The 18,154-nt window shown below is 61.4% G+C and carries 15 protein-coding genes; 7 read left to right on the top strand and 8 right to left on the bottom strand.

Translation table 11 applies throughout. The features are described from left to right. Positions 1–33: 33 nt before the first annotated feature. Positions 34–1,302, top strand: coding sequence for a glutamate-5-semialdehyde dehydrogenase (locus G7A66_RS08085; protein WP_174295171.1), 1,269 nt, complete (start codon positions 34–36; stop codon positions 1,300–1,302). Positions 1,303–1,377: 75 nt separating this feature from the next. Here the strand turns inward: G7A66_RS08085 and lepA are convergent, their stop codons facing one another. The 3 genes from lepA to G7A66_RS08070 all read right to left on the bottom strand — a co-directional run bounded on the left by lepA (position 1,378) and on the right by G7A66_RS08070 (position 8,155). Then, a complete protein-coding gene (lepA, locus tag G7A66_RS08080; protein WP_174295170.1) occupies positions 1,378–3,195 on the bottom strand; it encodes a translation elongation factor 4 in 1,818 nt (605 codons plus the stop codon). Between the two features lie 129 nt (positions 3,196–3,324). Continuing rightward, positions 3,325–5,547: a putative bifunctional diguanylate cyclase/phosphodiesterase gene (locus tag G7A66_RS08075; protein WP_174295169.1), complete on the bottom strand. Its 2,223-nt coding sequence runs from the start codon at positions 5,545–5,547 to the stop codon at positions 3,325–3,327. Between the two features lie 37 nt (positions 5,548–5,584). Beyond that, entirely contained in the window at positions 5,585–8,155 is a 2,571-nt protein-coding gene (locus G7A66_RS08070; RefSeq protein ID WP_232366746.1) for an EAL domain-containing protein, read from the bottom strand. A gap of 385 nt (positions 8,156–8,540) precedes the next feature. Between G7A66_RS08070 and G7A66_RS08065 the strand changes: the two genes are divergently transcribed. Continuing rightward, a complete protein-coding gene (locus G7A66_RS08065; RefSeq protein WP_174295168.1) occupies positions 8,541–9,857 on the top strand; it encodes an FAD-dependent oxidoreductase in 1,317 nt (438 codons plus the stop codon). 35 nt (positions 9,858–9,892) lie between these two features. Here G7A66_RS08065 and dnaN read toward each other — a convergent pair whose 3' ends face one another. From dnaN to G7A66_RS08045, 4 genes are all read right to left on the bottom strand, one after another. Then, positions 9,893–11,017 (bottom strand): DNA polymerase III subunit beta, encoded by a 1,125-nt coding sequence (gene dnaN, locus G7A66_RS08060; RefSeq protein WP_174295167.1) that lies wholly within the window; start codon positions 11,015–11,017, stop codon positions 9,893–9,895. 179 nt (positions 11,018–11,196) lie between these two features. Then, complete coding sequence (gene fabG, locus G7A66_RS08055; RefSeq protein WP_174295166.1) at positions 11,197–11,949, bottom strand: 3-oxoacyl-[acyl-carrier-protein] reductase; 753 nt, start codon at positions 11,947–11,949, stop codon at positions 11,197–11,199. A 24-nt stretch (positions 11,950–11,973) separates the two neighbouring features. Then, the gene (gene fabD, locus G7A66_RS08050) at positions 11,974–12,909 is read right to left on the bottom strand and encodes an ACP S-malonyltransferase (protein WP_174295165.1); all 936 of its coding nucleotides are present in this window, start codon (positions 12,907–12,909) and stop codon (positions 11,974–11,976) included. Between the two features lie 36 nt (positions 12,910–12,945). Further along, positions 12,946–13,776: an LD-carboxypeptidase gene (locus G7A66_RS08045; protein WP_232366745.1), complete on the bottom strand. Its 831-nt coding sequence runs from the start codon at positions 13,774–13,776 to the stop codon at positions 12,946–12,948. Positions 13,777–13,854: 78 nt separating this feature from the next. Here G7A66_RS08045 and G7A66_RS08040 point away from each other — a divergent pair, with 78 nt between their 5' ends. Together G7A66_RS08040 and G7A66_RS08035 are read left to right on the top strand one after the other, a co-directional pair. Then, a complete protein-coding gene (locus tag G7A66_RS08040) occupies positions 13,855–15,324 on the top strand; it encodes a glutamate ligase domain-containing protein (protein ID WP_232366744.1) in 1,470 nt (489 codons plus the stop codon). Then, a complete protein-coding gene (locus tag G7A66_RS08035; RefSeq protein ID WP_174295162.1) occupies positions 15,321–15,596 on the top strand; it encodes a hypothetical protein in 276 nt (91 codons plus the stop codon). The genes G7A66_RS08040 and G7A66_RS08035 overlap by 4 nt, the downstream gene beginning before the upstream one ends. 19 nt (positions 15,597–15,615) lie before the next feature. Here the strand turns inward: G7A66_RS08035 and G7A66_RS08030 are convergent, their stop codons facing one another. Continuing rightward, positions 15,616–16,563 (bottom strand): DUF808 domain-containing protein, encoded by a 948-nt coding sequence (locus tag G7A66_RS08030; RefSeq protein ID WP_174295161.1) that lies wholly within the window; start codon positions 16,561–16,563, stop codon positions 15,616–15,618. A 220-nt stretch (positions 16,564–16,783) separates the two neighbouring features. Here G7A66_RS08030 and rpsF point away from each other — a divergent pair, with 220 nt between their 5' ends. Genes rpsF through rplI form a run of 3 tightly spaced genes read left to right on the top strand, consistent with a single transcriptional unit; the run spans position 16,784 to position 18,013 of the window. After that, positions 16,784–17,149, top strand: coding sequence for a 30S ribosomal protein S6 (gene rpsF / locus G7A66_RS08025; protein ID WP_174295160.1), 366 nt, complete (start codon positions 16,784–16,786; stop codon positions 17,147–17,149). Next, positions 17,149–17,373, top strand: coding sequence for a 30S ribosomal protein S18 (gene rpsR / locus G7A66_RS08020; protein ID WP_170004691.1), 225 nt, complete (start codon positions 17,149–17,151; stop codon positions 17,371–17,373). The genes rpsF and rpsR overlap by 1 nt, the downstream gene beginning before the upstream one ends. A gap of 13 nt (positions 17,374–17,386) precedes the next feature. Further along, the gene (rplI, locus tag G7A66_RS08015) at positions 17,387–18,013 is read left to right on the top strand and encodes a 50S ribosomal protein L9 (protein ID WP_174295159.1); all 627 of its coding nucleotides are present in this window, start codon (positions 17,387–17,389) and stop codon (positions 18,011–18,013) included. The last annotated feature ends 141 nt before the right edge of the window (positions 18,014–18,154 follow it).

Here is an 18,154-nt window from a genome sequence, read left to right as displayed (position 1 = left end):
CGCACCGGCCAACACAAAGACGAAGGACAGACGATGAACGACATGACCGATCAGATCGACCCCGCCGCCCATGTTGCCGAGTTGGGACAGAAGGCGCGCGCCGCATCGAAGCAGTTGCTGACAGCCTCGACCGATGCCAAGAACAAGGCCTTGCGCGAAGCCGCCAACGCGCTGCGCAAGGCGATGCCCGCACTCCTCGAAGCCAATGCGCAGGATGTTGCCGGCGTCGCGGGCAAGAAGCCCGAAAGCTATATCGACCGGCTGAAGCTGGACGAAACCCGCGTGAACGGCATGGCCGACGCGCTGGACCAGATTGCCGACCTTCCCGACCCTGTCGGCAGGGTGCTGGCAGAGTTCGACAGGCCGAACGGGCTGAACATCGAACGGGTCGCCGTCCCCATCGGCGTGATCGGCATGATCTATGAATCGCGCCCGAATGTCGGCGCCGACGCCAGCGCGCTCTGCCTGAAATCCGGCAATGCGATCATCCTGAGGGGCGGTTCCGAGAGTCGGCATTCCACGCGAGAGATCGTCGCCTGCATGCAAGCCGGACTAAAGGCGGCAGGACTGCCGGAAGATGCTGTTCAGACCATCCGCACGACCTCGCGCGAGGCGGTGGCCGAATTGCTGCGGGCGGTCGACTATGTCGATCTGGTCATCCCGCGGGGCGGCCGCGGCCTGGTGGAACTCGTGCGCGATCAGGCCAAGGTGCCGACGCTGCTCCACCTCGACGGCAATGTGCACAGCTATGTGCATGAAGATGCCGATCTGGACAAAGCGATCACCGTCATTCGTAACGCAAAACTGCGCCGAACAGGCGTGTGCGGAGCGACCGAGAGCATCGTTATCGACCGGGCAGTGGCCAAGGACGTCGTGCCGCGCCTCGCCGAAGCAATGCCGGAATGTGAACTACGCGGCGATGCAGAGGCCGTGGCCATCGATTCGCGGCTGAAGCCCGCCGACGATGCCGATTGGGACACCGAATATCTCGACCCCATCGCTTCTATCAAGATCGTCGGCGGTCTGGATGAAGGTATCGCTTTCGTCGACCATCATTCCTCCGGCCACACCGACGCAATCCTGACCGAGAATAATGAAGCTGCGCGGCGCTTCCTGACCGCAATCGACAGCGCCGTGGTGATGCACAATGCATCTACCCAGTTTTCCGATGGCGGAGAATTCGGAATGGGCGCGGAAATCGGCATTGCGACCGGCAAGATGCATGCTCGCGGGCCGGTCGGTCTCGAGCAGCTGACAAGCTTCAAATATCTTGTGCATGGACAGGGTCAGACGCGGCCCTGATCCGTTGCAGGAAAAAGGGGCGGTGCCGTGTCGGCGCCGCCCCTTTTCGGATGGTTCAGCCAAGGTGCGAGAGTTCTACTCCTCGCCCATGCGCAACGCGGCAATAAAAGCTTCCTGCGGGATGCTGACATTGCCATATTCGCGCATCTTCGCCTTACCCTTCTTCTGCTTCTCCAGCAGCTTCTTCTTGCGGCTGATGTCGCCGCCATAACATTTCGCGGTCACGTCCTTGCGCATGGCGCTGATGGTTTCGCGCGCAATCACCTTGCCGCCGATCGCCGCCTGGATCGGTATCTTGAACAGGTGACGCGGGATCAGATCCTTCAGCCGCTCGCACATTCCCCGTCCGCGCGCCTCGGCGACATCGCGGTGAACGATCATGCTCAGCGCGTCGACCGGTTCGTTGTTGACGAGAATGCTCATCTTCACGAGGTCGCCTTCCCGCAGGCCGATCTGTTCGTAATCGAAGCTGGCATAGCCGCGACTGATGCTCTTCAGTCGGTCATAAAAGTCAAAGACGACCTCGTTGAGCGGCAATTCATAGGTAACCTGCGCCCTCCCGCCGACATAGGTCAAATCGATCTGAATGCCGCGGCGGTCCTGGCACAGCTTCAGAATGGCGCCGAGATACTCGTCCGGCGTGTAGATCGTCGCCTTGATCCACGGCTCCTCGATCATTTCGATCCGGTTCGGATCCGGGTAATCGGAAGGATTATGCAGTTCGATCTCGCGCGCGTCGTCCGTCTTCGATTTGCCGAGCTGGATGCGATAGACCACGGAAGGCGCGGTCGTGATGAGGTCGAGATCATACTCGCGGGTGAGGCGTTCCTGAATGATTTCCAGGTGCAGCAGCCCGAGGAAACCGGCGCGGAAACCGAACCCCAGAGCAGCGCTGCTTTCCATTTCGAAGCTGAAGCTGGCATCGTTGAGGCGCAATTTGCCTATGCTCTCGCGCAGCTTCTCGAAGTCCGCCGCATCTACGGGGAAAAGACCGCAGAACACGACCGGCTGCACTTCCTTGTAACCGGGCAGCGCCTTGTCCGCGCCGTTCTTCACCGTCGTGATCGTATCGCCGACACGGGCCTGTTCGACTTCCTTGATCTGCGCCGTGATGAACCCGATCTCGCCGGCTTGCAGCTGCGATAATTGTTCGATCTTGGGGTTCATGCAGCCGACGCGGTCGACCAGATGTTCGGTCCCGCCCTGCATGAACTTGACGTGCAATCCCTTGGTCAACGTGCCCGCTACGACCCGCACCAGGATCACTACACCCAGATAAGGGTCATACCAGCTGTCGACCAGCATCGCCTTCAGCGGCGCAGAGCGGTCGCCTTCCGGCGGCGGAATGCGAGCGACGACGGCTTCGAGCACTTCCTCGATGCCGATGCCGGATTTCGCGCTGGTCAGCACCGCTTCCGAAGCATCGATGCCGATGATGTCCTCGATCTCGGCCTTTACCTTCTCCGGTTCTGCTGCGGGAAGATCGATCTTGTTGATGATCGGCACGATCTCGTGGTCATGCTCGATCGACTGGTAGACATTGGCGAGGGTCTGCGCCTCGACTCCTTGTGCCGCGTCCACCACCAGGATCGCGCCCTCACAGGCGGCGAGGCTGCGGCTCACCTCATAGGCGAAATCGACGTGCCCCGGCGTGTCCATCAGGTTGAGCTGATAGGTTTCGCCGTTCTTGGCCGTATAGTTCAGGCGGACGGTCTGCGCCTTGATGGTGATCCCGCGCTCGCGCTCGATATCCATGTTATCGAGCACCTGCTCGCTCATCTCCCGGTCGGTCAGGCCACCGGTGAACTGGATCAGGCGGTCGGCCAAGGTGGATTTGCCGTGGTCGATATGCGCTATGATGCTGAAATTTCGGATTAAACTTAGGTCGGTCATGTCCACCGGTCGATCAGGGCCAAAGGGGGGCGCACGGCTGCTGCGAACGCTGTCGCCCCGCCCTTAGCCGCAAGCGTCGCGACTGTCAGCAATTAGAGTGCTGTCGCATCTGTCCGGAAGCGCAAACCGCTAGCGGGGCGAATGGCTCAACGACGATAGCTCGATCTGCAAAAACTTCGGCCGTCCCGACTGCGCCGAGCCAGCGCCTGAAGAATTAAGCGGATAGTGCCCACTCGGTAGGGCCGCCAGCGGCATGCCTGCGGCTGCAAGGGCGTAGGGGGAGATGCGATGGCGCGTACAGAGCCCTCCCGCACCGTCATTGACCAGAGGCGTCTCGAATTCCAGCCCCTGCGCGGCACCGTTTGACCTGCGTACCGTGCTGACGGCCAATTGTCCTTCGCCCATGTCGAGGACCAGTTGCGTTCCGGTGGGGACGTCGAGAATACCTTCGATCATGGCGCCCGTGCGGGACAGATTGCGGATCATCCCCTCGTAGCGATGATCCTCGTGGATGATGCCGACCTTGCGGTAAAGGGTTCGCCGGTCCGCCCGGTGTTTGGCCGGACCCCGGGGTTCGTAAGTAAGCCGCCCTTCTTCCAGCCGAGAAAGAACCTCCGCCTGGCACAAAGCGCTGGCGAACACGAATCCCTGGACGTGGCTGGCGCCGAGATTCGTCACCAATGACAATTCGTCGAGCGCTTCCACGCCTTCGGCCACTGTTTCCATGTCCAGCGCTTCGGCCAGGCTGACGATCGCGGTGATAATTGCGGCGTTGTTGTTATCCTCTTCCGTTGCGCCGCGAACGAAGCTCTGGTCGATCTTGATCTTGTCGAACGGAGCGTTCTTCAAATAGCCGAGCGAAGAATAGCCGGTGCCGAAATCATCCAGGGCCAGACGCACGCCGATCGCCTTCAAATCCCGGAACATGATCCGCGTCGCATGGGGATCGCCCAGGAAAATGCTCTCGGTAATCTCCAGTTCCAGACGATCCGGTGCAAGGCCGCTGGTCTTCAATGCACGTTCGACGATGCGGGGCAGATCGTCCGCCGCGAATTGCACTGCCGAGACATTAATGGCGACGCGCAGATCCCCGGGCCATGCGGCGGCATCGCGGCACCCCCGCATCAGCGCCCATTCGCCCAACTCGCGTATGATGCCGGTGTCTTCGGCGACAGGGATGAACTGCGCCGGGCTTATCCAGCCGCGTTCGGGATGGTTCCAGCGCATGAGCGCTTCGAACCCGCTGGCTGTGTGGTTGGCGGTCCTCACCAGCGGCTGGTAATGCAAATCGATCGTGTCGCTCGCCAATGCGTCTCGCAAATCTTCCTCGATCTGGCGACGCAGATTGGCTCCATCCTTCAATTCACTGGAATAGAAACGGAATTGGCCGCGCCCCCCGCCCTTGGCAGCATACAGCGCAAGGTCTGCGGCGCTGACCAGCTCCTCCGTCTCCAGCCCGTCATAAGGTGCGATGGCGATGCCCACCGATGTGCCGATGATGGCCCGGCTACCGTCGATGGAATAAGGCTGCGAAATCATCTGGATCACGCGCGAGCCGAGATCGCCCAAGGTTCCTCGGTCATCGATGTCGGGCAGCATGATCTGGAACTCGTCACCGCCCGGCCGGCCGATCTCGCCCTTGTTGCCGATGATGGTCTCGAGCCGCTGGGCGACCTGCTTCAGCAATTCGTCGCCCGCGGGATGGCCAAGGGTATCGTTGACCTGCTTGAAACGGTCGAGGTCGAGCATCATCAAGGCACAGCTTCGCTTCGCCGTGCGATAGGCGTTCAGCGTGGCGGTGAGGCGCCTGGTCATGCGGTGTCGGTTGGACAGGCCGGTCAGCGCGTCATACTGTGCCAGGCGAGATGCATCGATCTGCGTCTTACGCAGCGCAGTGATGTCGTTCGCGCTGCCCCGATAACCCTGGAAAACGCCCGCTGCGTTCAGAACCGGCTTACCTGATACCCGCCACCAGACCTCGTGCGACTGGGTTGCGACCCTCACCGGAAGATTGGCGATGGACTGGCGGGCGCTTAGCAGGAATGCGAGAGGGCGCTGCACCTCGTCAAGATCGCCATCGGGATCGAGGGTAAACAGCGAAGTCAGCTTCTGCCCCATGAGGTCGGCGTCGCCAGCGCCCAGTTGTTCCGCCGCGTTGCGCGACAGATAGGTCAAGTGCCCCTGTTCGTCTGTCGCCCAGAACCACCCGAGGCCGGTATTCTCGAAATCCTCCATCAAGGCGAGCCGTCGACGCAGGTCTGATCCGCCGGGTAGGGCAGATTGGTCGCCGCCGCTGTGGAACAGTTCCGGTGCGGAACGGCTGAACCTGGAGAAAAGGGTGTGCTTTGTCATGCTTCCAGCCTCCTTGCAGCCGATCTTCCGAGGCCGTTCATGCCGGTTTCCTCAACACAGACCGCGTTTCCTCGATCTGATCGGTCGTCATGGCGATTATTGCGCCAGACCGATCAAGCTCCAGAGGACGGAGGAATTCCACTCCCATCCTCTTGTCCTCTCCCCAGCGGCAGGTCGCGGTGACGACGTGCTTCTCAGTGAGCGCCATGCGAAAAATCGTGCCGACCGGTACGTTCCAGAGGCCTTCGACCAAAGCGCCGGTCGCCGAAATGTTGCGGATGGTGCCGTTGTAGAATTGCCCGCCATGTTCCAGCACGATCTTGCGGAGCATGGTGTTACGCTTGACCCGGGCCGATTGCGGGCCGCAGGCTTCAACCTTCAGCCCGCCCGCTAACTTCGCCAAAACCTCGTTGGCCGGCATGGGCTTGTTGAAGATGAAGCCCTGGATGTGGCTGCAGCCATAGCGGCGGATCAGGTCGAGTTCGTCCAGCGTCTCGACCCCTTCTGCGGTAGTGTCCATGCCCAGCGCCTGTGCAAGGCTGGTGATGGAGGCGATGATCGCGCCATTGCGGCTGCCCTTCTCCGTCGCTCCGCGGACGAAGCTCTGGTCGATCTTGATCTTGTCGAACGGAGCTTTCTTCAGATATCCGAGCGAGGAGTAGCCGGTGCCGAAATCGTCCAGCGCCAGGCGAACGCCCACCTTCTTGAGCGCTGCGAAGGTCACGTCGGTATTCCTGTCATCCGAAAGGAAGACGCTTTCGGTAATTTCCAGCTCAAGCCGGGATGGGTCCACTCCTGCATCCGCCAGCGCCGATGCAACCACGGAGGGAAGGTGAGGATTTGCAAATTGAAGCGCCGACACATTGACGGCGCAGCGCACCTCTTCCGGCCATTGCCCGAGATCGCGGCAGGCCGTCTGCAATGCCCATTCACCAATATTGATGATGAGGCCGCTATCCTCTGCGACCGGTACGAATTTGGCCGGCGACAGCCAGCCCTTTACCGGGTGATTCCAGCGCAGGAGAGCCTCGAACCCGGCTATGCGCTCCGTCTGGCTGTGAACGACAGGCTGGTAGAACAACTCCAGCCCGCCGTTCTGCAGGGCATCGCGCAGATCCTGCTCCATCTGGTTGCGTTCCTCGACCGCCGAATGCAGCGTGTCGGCGTAGAAATACAGGCGCCCGCGCCCGCCATCCTTGGCGGCGTAGAGTGCAAGGTCCGAATTGCGGATGAGTTCTTCAGCCGTGGTGCCATGTTCCGGGGCGATGGCGATGCCGACCGAAGCGCCAATCACCACCCGCTGCCCTTCGATCGAATAGGGCTGCGACAGGGAATGGATGATGTCCTGACCAAGCTGCTCGAGGCGTTCGCGTGACAGCCTTCCCGGTGTGATGATCTGGAACTCGTCGCCGCCAAGCCGTCCGACTTGCCCCGACTTCCCGATCGCACGCTCGAGGCGCTGCGACACCTGCTTCAGCAGTGCGTCCCCCGCGGGATGGCCCAATGTGTCGTTCACATTCTTGAAACGGTCGAGATCGAGCAGGAAAACCGCGCATTCCCTCTGCATGTCCTGCCGAGCTGCCAGAATGCGCTCCAGCGATTGCGCCATGTTCAGCCGGTTCGCGAGCCCGGTCAGCGAATCATATTGTGCGAGGCGTGTCGCTTTCTGCTGGCTGAGACGCTTTTCCGTAAGGTCGCTGCCGGACCCGCGAAACCCGCAGTAATTGGCAAAATCGTCGAAAACCGGACGCCCGCTTATCGCCCACCAGCGCTCTTCCTCGGCTGCGGCACGAACCGCCAGTTCATGAAATTGCGAACGAGCCGATAGATGGAATGAAACGGTGCGCTCACCCTCGCGGCTGTCGTCTCCCGTACTGAACAGGGACGTCAGATGCCGACCGAGAACATCATCAGGGCTCTTCCCGATCGTGGCTGCGGCCTTGGCGGAAAGATAAGTCAGATTGCCGCGGCGGTCCGTTTGCCAGAACCAGCCGTGACCCATATCCTCATAGTCGCGCAGAATATCGTCCGCGCGGTTCCTGATCCGTTCCTTCGCCTCCTCGACGATCGCCCGCTCGCGCGCCTGGATGAACTGGCCACGTGCAAGCACGGTAAAGACGGCGATCATGGCGATTGCGCTGCCCAGACTGGTCAAGGACGGCAGCAGCAGCACGAAAGGGAGCCAGAAGACCACCTTGGCGGCGAACATCAGCAATATGCGCCCGTTCAGGAGATAGGTCGCAATGCCGGTCAAAGACAGCAAGGTCGCCACGCCCCAGATCGGGTGCAGCCCCCCATCCACCATCCACATCGCGATGCAGGCTCCGCTCGCGAAGACAGGAGCGACCATGGCGAAGCTCACCATGACGAGGCGTTTGGACCTGGAAAACTGACGCTCGCGATCCATTCTCAGGAATTCGCCCGCGAGAAATGCCAGAAGGATCGACAGCAGTCCGACGATGATGGCCCTGATCGGCGGCAGGTCCAGATTGATCACGCCGAGAACCGCGTAGGTCGCCGCGAGGATCGGCCCCATACGTGTCCATCTTTTCGGGACGAGCAATTCGGGATCGTCATAGACACGGCTGTCGTCGACGCGGTCGCCCAATGGACTCGTTCCGCGGAGGGCGGATGCAGACCGACGTTCATGCTCGCGATCATCGGGTTCAACTGCGGCTGGTGCTTCCGCCGTGGGACCGCCTTGCGAGAGGTCCGTGCCGGCCTTTGCCGATGGCCTCGCGGTGCCGAAGGTTCTTGGATCTGCGATCCCTCGATTTACAACAGGCTCGGCGGGCTTTGGCTGCACACCGCGAGGATCGCCGTTATCCTTGAATCGGGAATGAAGAACCTCGCCCATCGCGGTGCCTTAGGCGCGCTGTCTTTGAAATTTGGTTAAATTCGCAGCAACCTCCTGCCTTTGTTCGATGCGCGAGAAGGTGCTTGAGATGCACCTTTTTTACAGCCATTCTCCTGCACCTATCAGGAGACAGGGAATGCCAGTGACCATTGCGATCGTCGGCTCCGGCCCGGCAGGCTACTATACTGCTGAAGCCGCGCAGAAGCAGTGGGGCGATGATGTGCAGGTCGACATCTTCGACAGAATGCCGGTTCCCTATGGCCTGATCCGCACCGGAGTGGCGCCCGATCATCAGTCGATCAAGGGTGTATCGCGGCGCTACGAAAAGACGGCGCTGTCGGAAAACATACGCTTTGTCGGCAATGTCGCGATCGGCACGGACATAGATATTTCCAAGCTGCGCGAACTCTACGACGCGGTCATACTCGCCACCGGAGCGCCTGATGACCGGAGACTTGGCTTAGCGGGCGAAGAACTCCACAATGTGTTCGGAAGCGCGGCTTTCGTCGGCTGGTACAATGGCCACCCGGCATTCGCAGGACTCGATCCCGATCTCTCGGTGCGAAATGCCGTCATCATCGGCATGGGTAATGTTGCGCTGGATGTCGCGCGCATCCTGGCCAAGAGCGAAGCGGAATTCGCCGGCAGCGACATAGTCGGGCACGCGCTCGACAGGCTGAAAGCGTCTCGTGTCGAGCGCATCACGATCCTTGGCAGGCGCGGCCCTCATGCGATTGCCATGACACCGAAGGAACTCGGCGAGCTAGGCCAGCTGGAGCGAGCGAGGCCGGTGGTCGATCCCGCCGACCTTCCTCCTGAAGGTAGCGATGACGCCCTTGAACCGGGACAGAAAAAGTCCGTAACTTTGATCCGCCAATTCGCGGAAGCCGAAGCGGATCGGAAGAAATCGGATATCGAGATCGTTTTCGATTTCTTCGCCAGCCCTGCCGAAATCGTCGGAAACGGAAAAGTGTCCGGCGTCCGGATCGAGCGAACTGCCTTTGCAGGAGGGCGCCTCGTCGGAACCGGCAATTTCTATTCCATTCCCGCTGATCTCGTAATCAGCTGCATCGGTTATCGAACAGCCCCGATCGAAGGTGTGCCTTTCGACGATCGGATGGGCCGCTTCGACAATGACGAGGGCCGCATTTCACCGGGTCTATACTGCGTCGGGTGGGCGCGGCGCGGGCCCACCGGAACGATCGGGACGAATCGCCCTGACGGCTATGCAATCATTGGCAAGATTGCAGCCGATCTGGGTTCAGGCGAGTTGCCGAAAGCAGGAAAGCCCGGGCGACCCGGCTTCGACCTCTTCGCTGCGGATACCGGTCTGGATATCGTCACTTTCCGCGACTGGCAACGCATTGAACAGGCGGAGGAAGCCGCCGCACGCGACGGCTCCCCTCGGGAGAAATTCGTCGACATTGCCGACATGATCGCGGCTCGTGACTGAGCTTATCGAAACGGGTCCGGTCTAAACCGCGCCGGTCAGACGCGCATTGGCATCAGGACGTAGAGTGCGGCGCTCTTGTCGTCCTGCCGGATCAGCGTCGGCGCACCGGCATCGGCCAGATGCAGTTCGACCGTATCGCTATCGATTTGCCCCAGGATGTCCTTCAGATAATTGGCGTTGAAGCCGATCTCGAAAGCTTCCGAGGCATATTGCGCAGGCACTTCTTCGGCTGCGGTGCCATTGTCGGGGCTCGTCACCGAAAGAACGACCTTGTCGGCTTCCAGGCCCATCTTGACGGCGCGGGTCTTCTCGGTCGCGATCGTGGCGACCCGGTCGACACCTTCGTAGAAACTTTTCGGATCCAGCTTGAGCAGCTTGTCATTGCCAGTGGGGATCACGCGGCTGTAATCAGGGAAGGTCCCGTCGATCAGCTTGGACGTGAGCACGACGCCGCCCTCCCCGCCCATGGTGAAGCGAATCTTGCTGGCCGAAAGGTCGATCTGGACATTGCCGTCCAGCGCTTCCTCGAGCAATTTCCGAAGTTCGGCCACTGCCTTGCGAGGAACGATAACGTCCGGCATGCCTTCCGCCCCATCGGGGCGCGGCAGGGTAAAGCGGGCAAGTCTGTGCCCGTCCGTGGCCGCCGCCTTCAGCACGGGGCGGTCTTCCTCCGACACATGCAGGAAGATACCGTTGAGATAGTAGCGGGTTTCTTCGGTCGAAATGGCGAAGCGGGTGCGATCGATCAGTTCGGCCAGCACCTTGGCGGGCAGTTCGAAGCTGGTCGGAAGGTCGCCTTCCACGATAACCGGGAAATCGTCACGCGGCAATGTCGGCAGCGAGAACCGGCTCCGGCCCGCCTTGACCGTCATGCGATTTTCCGCCGCTTCAAGGCTGACCTGGCTGCCTTCCGGCAGTTTGCGCGCGATGTCGAACAGCAGATGCGCGGAAACGGTGATCGCTCCCGGAGCATCAACGGATGCGGCCGCCATGTTCTCAACCACCTGCAGATCGAGGTCGGTTGCCATGACCTTTAATGCCCCCTCGCCCGCGTCGATCAGGACGTTTGACAGGATGGGGATCGTGTTGCGGCGTTCGACCACGGATTGCACATGTGACAGGCACCGCAGCAGCGTGGCGCGTTCGATTGTGGCCTTCATTACTTCCCCCTTATGCGCCCCCGGGGCCGGATTCGCCCACGGACGCCGGAATTTGTCGCACCATCCTTAGCGGGGGTGGCCGCTGGGGCAAGAACCATCACATGCCGGTGCCGATAGGCTGGGGATAAAACCGTGCATATCCCGGGCTGAAGGCGCGTTCGACCCGGCACAGGTCCGGTTCAGCCCAGCATCGCCATACCGCCGTTCACATGCAAGGTCTGCCCGGTGACGTAGCCAGCCTCGTCACTCGCGAGATAAGCGACCGCCGCGCCGATATCGCGGCCCTCGCCCATGCGGCCCATCGGGATCTTCGCATTCAACGCTTCCTTTTGCGTATCGGGCAATTCGTCGGTCATGGCGGTGCGGATGAAGCCTGGCGCCACGCAATTCACGGTCACGCCGCGTGTGGCCAGTTCCTGCGCCAGGCTCTTGGACATGCCGGTCAGCCCGGCCTTTGCGGCGGCGTAATTCATCTGGCCCGGATTACCCGTCGCACCCACGATGCTGGTGATAGAAACGATCCGCCCGAACCGCGCCTTCATCATGGGGCGGGCAGCGGCGCGCATGAGGCGGAAAGCGGCCTGCAGATTGATCTGCATAACCTGGTCCCACTCCTCGTCCTTCATTCGCATCGCCAGATTGTCGCGGGTGATGCCGGCATTGTTCACCAGAATCGAGATGCTGCCCAGCGTGTCGACTGTGGCGGGCACCAGATGCTCGACGCTGTCGCGGTTTGACAGATCGCAGGTAATCTCGACATGATCGCCGCCGAACTGGTCCTGCAACTCCTCGCGAAACGAGCGCAGCTTCGACGCATTCGAGCCGGACAGTGCAAGTCGCGCGCCCTGCTTTGCCAGTGCGCGCGCGATTTCGGACCCGATTCCGCCGCTCGCCCCGGTGACGAGCGCGGTCTTTCCGGTAAGGTCGAACATGATTTTACTCTCCCGCTTGAGGTTCTAAAGGTCGCGAGCCAGCGCCTCGATATGATCCATGGTCTGCACGCTGATGGTCTCGGCATCCTTGTCGATCCGACTGATCATCGGGCCAAGCACCTTTCCGCCGAGTTCGACGAATTGCTCTACACCGGCCGACCGCATGGCGATCACACTTTCGCGCCAGCGGACGCGGCCCGTCACCTGCTTCACCAGCAGATCGATTTCTTCGGTAGGATCGGTCACCTGCGCCGCCGTGACATTGGCATAGACCGGCAGCCGGAATGCGGCAGGCGGAACTCGCTCGAGCGCTGCCTGCATGGCATCTGCAGCAGGCTGCATCAGGCTGCAATGGAACGGAGCGGACACCGGCAGCATGACACCGCGCTTGATGCCGTGATCCTTCGCCATGGCGACGGCGCGCTCAATTGCTGAGATGTGGCCGGACAGCACGACCTGCGAGGGATCATTGTCGTTGGCAATCTCGCAAACTTCGCCTTCCGCCGCTGCATCCGCCAGGCCTTGCGCCTTTTGAACATCGGCACCCAGCAGCGCACACATGCCGCCGACGCCTACCGGCACCGCCGCCTGCATCGCCTGCCCGCGCAGCTTCAGCAGCCGCGCCGTGTCGGCAAGAGTGAATGCGCCGGCAGCGCAAAGGGCGGTATATTCGCCCAGCGAGTGCCCGGCGACTGCATCCGCCTTGTCCGCCAGCGCAATACCGCCGTCGATCTCCAGCACGCGCAGGACGGCAATTGAATTCGCCATGATTGCCGGCTGCGCGTTTTCGGTCAGCATCAGCGTTTCGTCAGGCCCCTCGCGCATGATCCGCGCCAGGTCGGTCCCGAGTGCGTCGTTCACTTCCTCGAACACCTCGCGCGCGATGCGGCTGGCAGCGGCGAGTTCGCTGCCCATGCCGACCTTCTGGCTGCCCTGACCCGGGAAAATAAACGCACGCATAATTGGCTCCTGTTCGCTTTTCGGCGGGTGAGCGGCCTATGACCTCGCCGGGGCTGCCGCAAGAGTAAAGGGCACGATCCTGTTGGCGGCATCATGCCCGATGTCGGCACTGCCGAGAAAGGGGATGCCGCTCTTTACGCACCAGTGCCGGGCGATGTCGATCGGCTCCAATCCGAACGGGCGATCGTTTTCAGGCACCGCACCGAAGCGGCCCACGCGCAGGCCCGCAACGCCTTGAAGATGCGCTGTCACATGAAAGAACAGGCGGTCGATGGCATAGAGATGCTCGCCCACTTCCTCGACCATTACCTCGACTCCGGCAAGATCGGGCATGAGCGGCGTGCCGCACAACATCGCCAGGGTCGTCAGATTGAAAGCGACCACCGGGTTGCCACCTCCGGCGGAAGTTTCGACACCTTCGCTGTCACCGGCAAACCAGCCGAGTGCCCGGCGCACCGCTTCCGCGCCCCCGCCCCGCCTCACGTCGACCGGCATCGGTCCGTGCACCGCCCTGCCAATGCCATGCCGCGCGAATGCCGCGTGCAGATAGCCGCAATCCGAATAGCCGAAGAAGGGCATGCGCAGGTCCATGGCCTGTAAATGCGCAACCGCATCGGGCGCAATCCTGTTGGACCCGTAGCCTCCCTTGGCGAACCACACCGCATCTGTCGCGCCATCGGTGGCACAATCCAGCAGCGCTGCCAGCCTCTCGCCGTCGTGGCCTGCGAAGTGACCGTCTTCGGAAAAGCACTGCTCGTGAAACGCGAGCACGAGGCCGGGAAATTCCCGCGCTGCAAGCTCCGTCACGGCGGCGGCCACTTCGCGGTCGATCGGGGTGGCAGGGGCGCAGATGGCGATGCGTGTCATGTGCCCTGCCCTAGCGCGCGGCACGATGAGCGTCACCATTCATTGCCAATCCATCACCCCTTGAATAGGCAGAGCGGTATGAGCGATAGCGAGACGACCCTGACAAGCCCTCCCGATCCAACCCGCGACCTGACGGGCCAACCGTGGTTCTTCTGCGGCATCGGCGGGTCGGGCATGCTGCCGCTGGCCCAGATCCTGAAGGCGCGCGGGGCCGAAGTCGCAGGATCAGACCGCAGTTTCGACCAGGGCCGCTCGCCGCAAAAGTTTGCAGCGCTGGAACGCCAGGGCTTCGAACTGCACCCGCAAGACGGCAGCGGAATAGTTGACAGGAGCCAGGTCCTGATCGCCTCCGCTGCGGTCGAGGACAGCGTACCCGAGGTCGCCCGCGCTAATGAACTCGGATGCCGCCGGTTGAGCCGCGCCGAACTGCTCGCCGCCCTGTTCAACGACAGCGACACCGCGATTGCGATCGGCGGGACCAGCGGAAAATCGACCGTGACGGCGATGCTTGGGTGGATACTCGCCGACAACGGCAAGGATCCGACCGTGATGAACGGCGCGGTGATGAAAAACTTCCAGACCGCGGATCATCCTTACGCCAGCGCCCGCATTGCGGAAGACATGGCGAAAGCTATGTTCGTCAGCGAGGTCGATGAAAGCGACGGCTCCATCGCGCTGTACCGGCCCGCGATCGGCGTACTTCTCAATGTCAGCCTCGACCACAAGAGCATGGACGAGTTGCGCGGCCTGTTCGGTGATTATCTGGCCGCATCCGATCACGCCGTCGTCAATGCGGACGATGACGAGGCCTTCCGCCTCATCCACCGCGCGCAGGAGGCGACGAGCTTCGGAGTGGAAAATGGCTGCGCGACCGTGCTGGCCGAAAGGGGCACTATCGTTGAAAAGCGTTCCTCCATTGAAGCCGATGTGACGGACCGCCGGGCAGGCACGAGCGCTCACCTCGTTCTCAACATGCCGGGCCGCCATAATCTCGCCAACGCAATGGCTGCCATAGCGTCGGCCGGGGTTGCGGGCGTGCCGCTGGCGGATGCCGTTGATTCACTCGCCCGCTTTGCAGGCCTGTCACGCCGGTTCGACGTCATCGGCACTACCCATTCGGCTATTACGATCATCGATGATTTCGGGCATAATCCTGAAAAATGCGCGGCAACGCTTCGCACTCTGCGCGCCCAGCCGGGGCGTGTGCTCGCCTTCTTCCAGCCCCACGGATACGGGCCATTGCGCCAGATGGGCGACGAACTGGCCGAAACCTTCGCCCGGGAACTGGAGACCGGCGACGTGGCCATCTTCTCCGACCCGGTCTATCATGGCGGCACCGTCGATCGCAGCGAAGGAAGCGAGCGGATCGTGCGCCTGGTCGAAAAGCACGCCGGAAATGGTGTGGAGGCGATCTATCTACCCGAACGCAAATCCGTGGCCGACCGGCTGATACAGATCGCGGGACCGGGCGACCGCATTGTGGTCATGGGCGCACGCGACGACACCTTGACGGACTTCGCGAAAGACCTTCTGGCCCGCCTTTCGTGAACGTCTACCAGCAGGCAAGACGCCACGCGTGGGCGATGATCGGCAATGTCCTGTTCGGCTGCCTGTTCATCGTCATCGTCGATCAGTTCTTCGGCCATTCGACGCTGGCATTCGCAGGGGTCATCGTAGTTCTCGTCGTCCTGAATCGCCGGATCTTGACGTTCAACTGCCCCCGCTGCGGCAGCAATCTTTTCTTCCGCAAGTACATCATGCTGCCGTGGCCTAACCGCCATTGCAGCCGCTGCGGGCTGGATCTTCCTAAAGCCGAATGATCAGTCCTACGAAAGGCGTTCAATGCGCCTCGCCCGTGAATTTCTCCATTACCGGGTGGAGCGTTAATGCCAGGATGAAGCCGAGCACCAACCCGACCAGTGCCGAGGCAATCGCATAGGTCAGCCAACCAAGAACTCCGCCGAGCGCGCCTGCCATCTCGGCGACACCATGCTGCAATCCTTCCACGAAATGCTCTGGACCGGCGAGTCCAAGCTCCGCCAGTCCGTGCAGGATTATCCCGCCGCCGACCCACAACATGGCGATAGTGCCTACGAAGGAGAGCAGCGTCAGCAGGTGCGGCATCGCTGCCACGAGAAAGCGCCCGAATTTCTGTGAAGCGGCGGAGCGCTTCTGCGCCAGGTGGAGGCCAAAATCGTCCATTTTAACGATGAGCGCGACCGCTCCGTAAACGACAACCGTTATCAGAATGCCGACTACGGCCAGAACGCCCGCGCGCGTGACCAGGGTTTCGGCCGATACTTCGTTCAGGGTAATGGCCATGATCTCGGCCGACAGGATCAGATCGGTGCGTATGGCGCCCGAAACGCGCTGTTCCTCGAAGGCGACCGGGTCATCGATCTCGTCACCCAAGGTCTTGCCGTGCTTTGCGCCGCCCAGCTTCTCCATTACCTTTTCCGCGCCCTCGTAGGACAGGTAGGCACCGCCCAGCATCAGGATAGGAGTGATCGCCCAAGGCAGGAAATAGCTGAGCAGGAGGGCGATCGGCAGCAGCACCAGCAGCTTGTTCTTGAAGCTGCCCTTTGTGATGCGCCAGATAATCGGCAATTCGCGTGCTGGCGAAAGCCCGGTGACGTAGGACGGCGTGACTGCGGCATCGTCGATAACCACGCCTGCCGCTTTCGTGCCCGCGCGCCCGGCAGCCACGCTGATATCATCAACCGACGCTGCCGCCGTGCGGGCGATGATCGACACGTCGTCAAGCAAGGCTACCAAACCACCCGGCACTTCATTCTCCCCGTTTCGCCGGCGTTGCGGCGCTTGAATGCGCGCCCTTTTGCGCAGGCGTGCACATGCTGGCAAGCCTTAAGGCGCGCTTGCCATCTCGCAGCAATCCGCTAAGGGACACGGCACTGCCGCCGTTGGTGCGCAGCCAAGAAAGCCGGAGGGGCCCCGCAATCCCGCGGATCAGCCAGCGATCGGCATTACAGTGTGAAGGAATTGGAGCATGCCTCTTTACGAGCATGTCTTTCTCGCGCGTCAGGATCTGAGCCAGGCTCAGGTCGATGCGCTGGCCTCGACAGCCACCGAAATTATCGAAGCGAATGACGGCAAGGTTACCAAGACGGAAACCTGGGGCCTGAAGAATCTCGCTTACAAGATCGACCGCAACCGCAAGGCGCATTTCGTGATGCTCAATATCGAGGGCCCCGGCGCCGTCGTTGAGGAACTCGAACGCCAGACGCGCATCAACGAAGACGTGATCCGCTACATGACGATCCGCGTTGACGAGCATGAAGACGGCCCGTCCGTGATGATGCGCAAGAACGACCGCGAACGTAAGCGTCGCAGCGACCGTGAGGAGCGTAACTGATGGCCCGTCCGTTTTTCCGCCGCCGCAAGTCGTGCCCCTTTTCGGGCAAGAATGCGCCCGCCATCGATTACAAGGACGTGCGCCTGCTGCAGGGCTTCATGTCCGAACGCGGCAAGATCGTTCCGTCGCGCATCACCGCAGTTTCGGCCAAGAAGCAGCGCGAACTCGCCAAGGCGATCAAACGTTCGCGCCACATCGGCCTCTTGCCCTACATCGTGAAGTAAGGAGGAAAGTTCCATGGATATCATCCTCCTGCAAAGGATCGAAAAGCTCGGCAGCATCGGCGACGTCGTCACGGTTCGTGACGGTTACGCCCGCAACTTCCTGCTTCCGCAGAAGAAGGCCTTGCGCGCCAACGAAGCCAACAAGAAGGTGTTCGAAGCCAACCGAGGCCGCCTTGAAGCCGAGAACGCCGAACGCCGCAGCGAAGCCGAAAAGCAGGGCGAAAACGTCGACGGGACCGAAATCGTCCTGATCCGCGCTTCGTCCAATACCGGCCAGCTGTACGGTTCCGTAAACGTCCGCGACATCGTGTCGGGTCTGGCCGAAAAGGGTCACGAGATCGACAAGAAGCAGGTCATCATGGGTAACCCGATCAAGTCGCTCGGCATCCATGAAGTCCGCATCGATCTTCACCCCGAAGTGCATGTGACTGTGAAAGCAAACGTTGCACGTTCCGAAGACGAAGCCGAACTGCAGAGCCAGGGCGTCGACGTCATGGCACAGATGTTCGAAGAAACCCGCGACCAGGCGGAAGGCTTCACGGAAGAACAGGATCGCACGCTCGAACCGGGCGAGATTCCTGCCGACATGCTGGAAGGCAATGACGAAGCCGAAGCGGCCGAGGGCGGCGAGAACGCCTGAGAATCTGTGCTTCTGACCAGATAAAGGGGCGTGTTCTGAAAGGAACGCGCCCCTTTTCTCTGCGCGGCGCAAACCTAAACCTCTGCGCCCTGCACCTTTCGCCAAGGTGCCACGATAATCTTTGAAATGTAGGAAAACGGG

It is taken from the genome of Alteripontixanthobacter muriae (genome assembly GCF_013336795.1).
Taxonomy (GTDB): Bacteria; Pseudomonadota; Alphaproteobacteria; order Sphingomonadales; family Sphingomonadaceae; genus Pseudopontixanthobacter; species Pseudopontixanthobacter muriae.
The sequence above is the reverse complement of the archived record's forward strand: the minus strand, read 5'-3'. Positions and strand labels throughout refer to the sequence as shown.

Coding starts and splice junctions, on each gene's coding strand:
- G7A66_RS08085 (WP_174295171.1), top strand. CDS start 34: ATGAACGACATGACCGATCAGATCGACCCCGCCGCCCATGTTGCCGAG.
- lepA (WP_174295170.1), bottom strand. CDS start 3,195: ATGACCGACCTAAGTTTAATCCGAAATTTCAGCATCATAGCGCATATC.
- G7A66_RS08075 (WP_174295169.1), bottom strand. CDS start 5,547: ATGACAAAGCACACCCTTTTCTCCAGGTTCAGCCGTTCCGCACCGGAA.
- G7A66_RS08065 (WP_174295168.1), top strand. CDS start 8,541: ATGCCAGTGACCATTGCGATCGTCGGCTCCGGCCCGGCAGGCTACTAT.
- dnaN (WP_174295167.1), bottom strand. CDS start 11,017: ATGAAGGCCACAATCGAACGCGCCACGCTGCTGCGGTGCCTGTCACAT.
- fabG (WP_174295166.1), bottom strand. CDS start 11,949: ATGTTCGACCTTACCGGAAAGACCGCGCTCGTCACCGGGGCGAGCGGC.
- fabD (WP_174295165.1), bottom strand. CDS start 12,909: ATGCGTGCGTTTATTTTCCCGGGTCAGGGCAGCCAGAAGGTCGGCATG.
- G7A66_RS08045 (WP_232366745.1), bottom strand. CDS start 13,776: ATGACACGCATCGCCATCTGCGCCCCTGCCACCCCGATCGACCGCGAA.
- G7A66_RS08040 (WP_232366744.1), top strand. CDS start 13,855: ATGAGCGATAGCGAGACGACCCTGACAAGCCCTCCCGATCCAACCCGC.
- rpsF (WP_174295160.1), top strand. CDS start 16,784: ATGCCTCTTTACGAGCATGTCTTTCTCGCGCGTCAGGATCTGAGCCAG.
- rpsR (WP_170004691.1), top strand. CDS start 17,149: ATGGCCCGTCCGTTTTTCCGCCGCCGCAAGTCGTGCCCCTTTTCGGGC.
- rplI (WP_174295159.1), top strand. CDS start 17,387: ATGGATATCATCCTCCTGCAAAGGATCGAAAAGCTCGGCAGCATCGGC.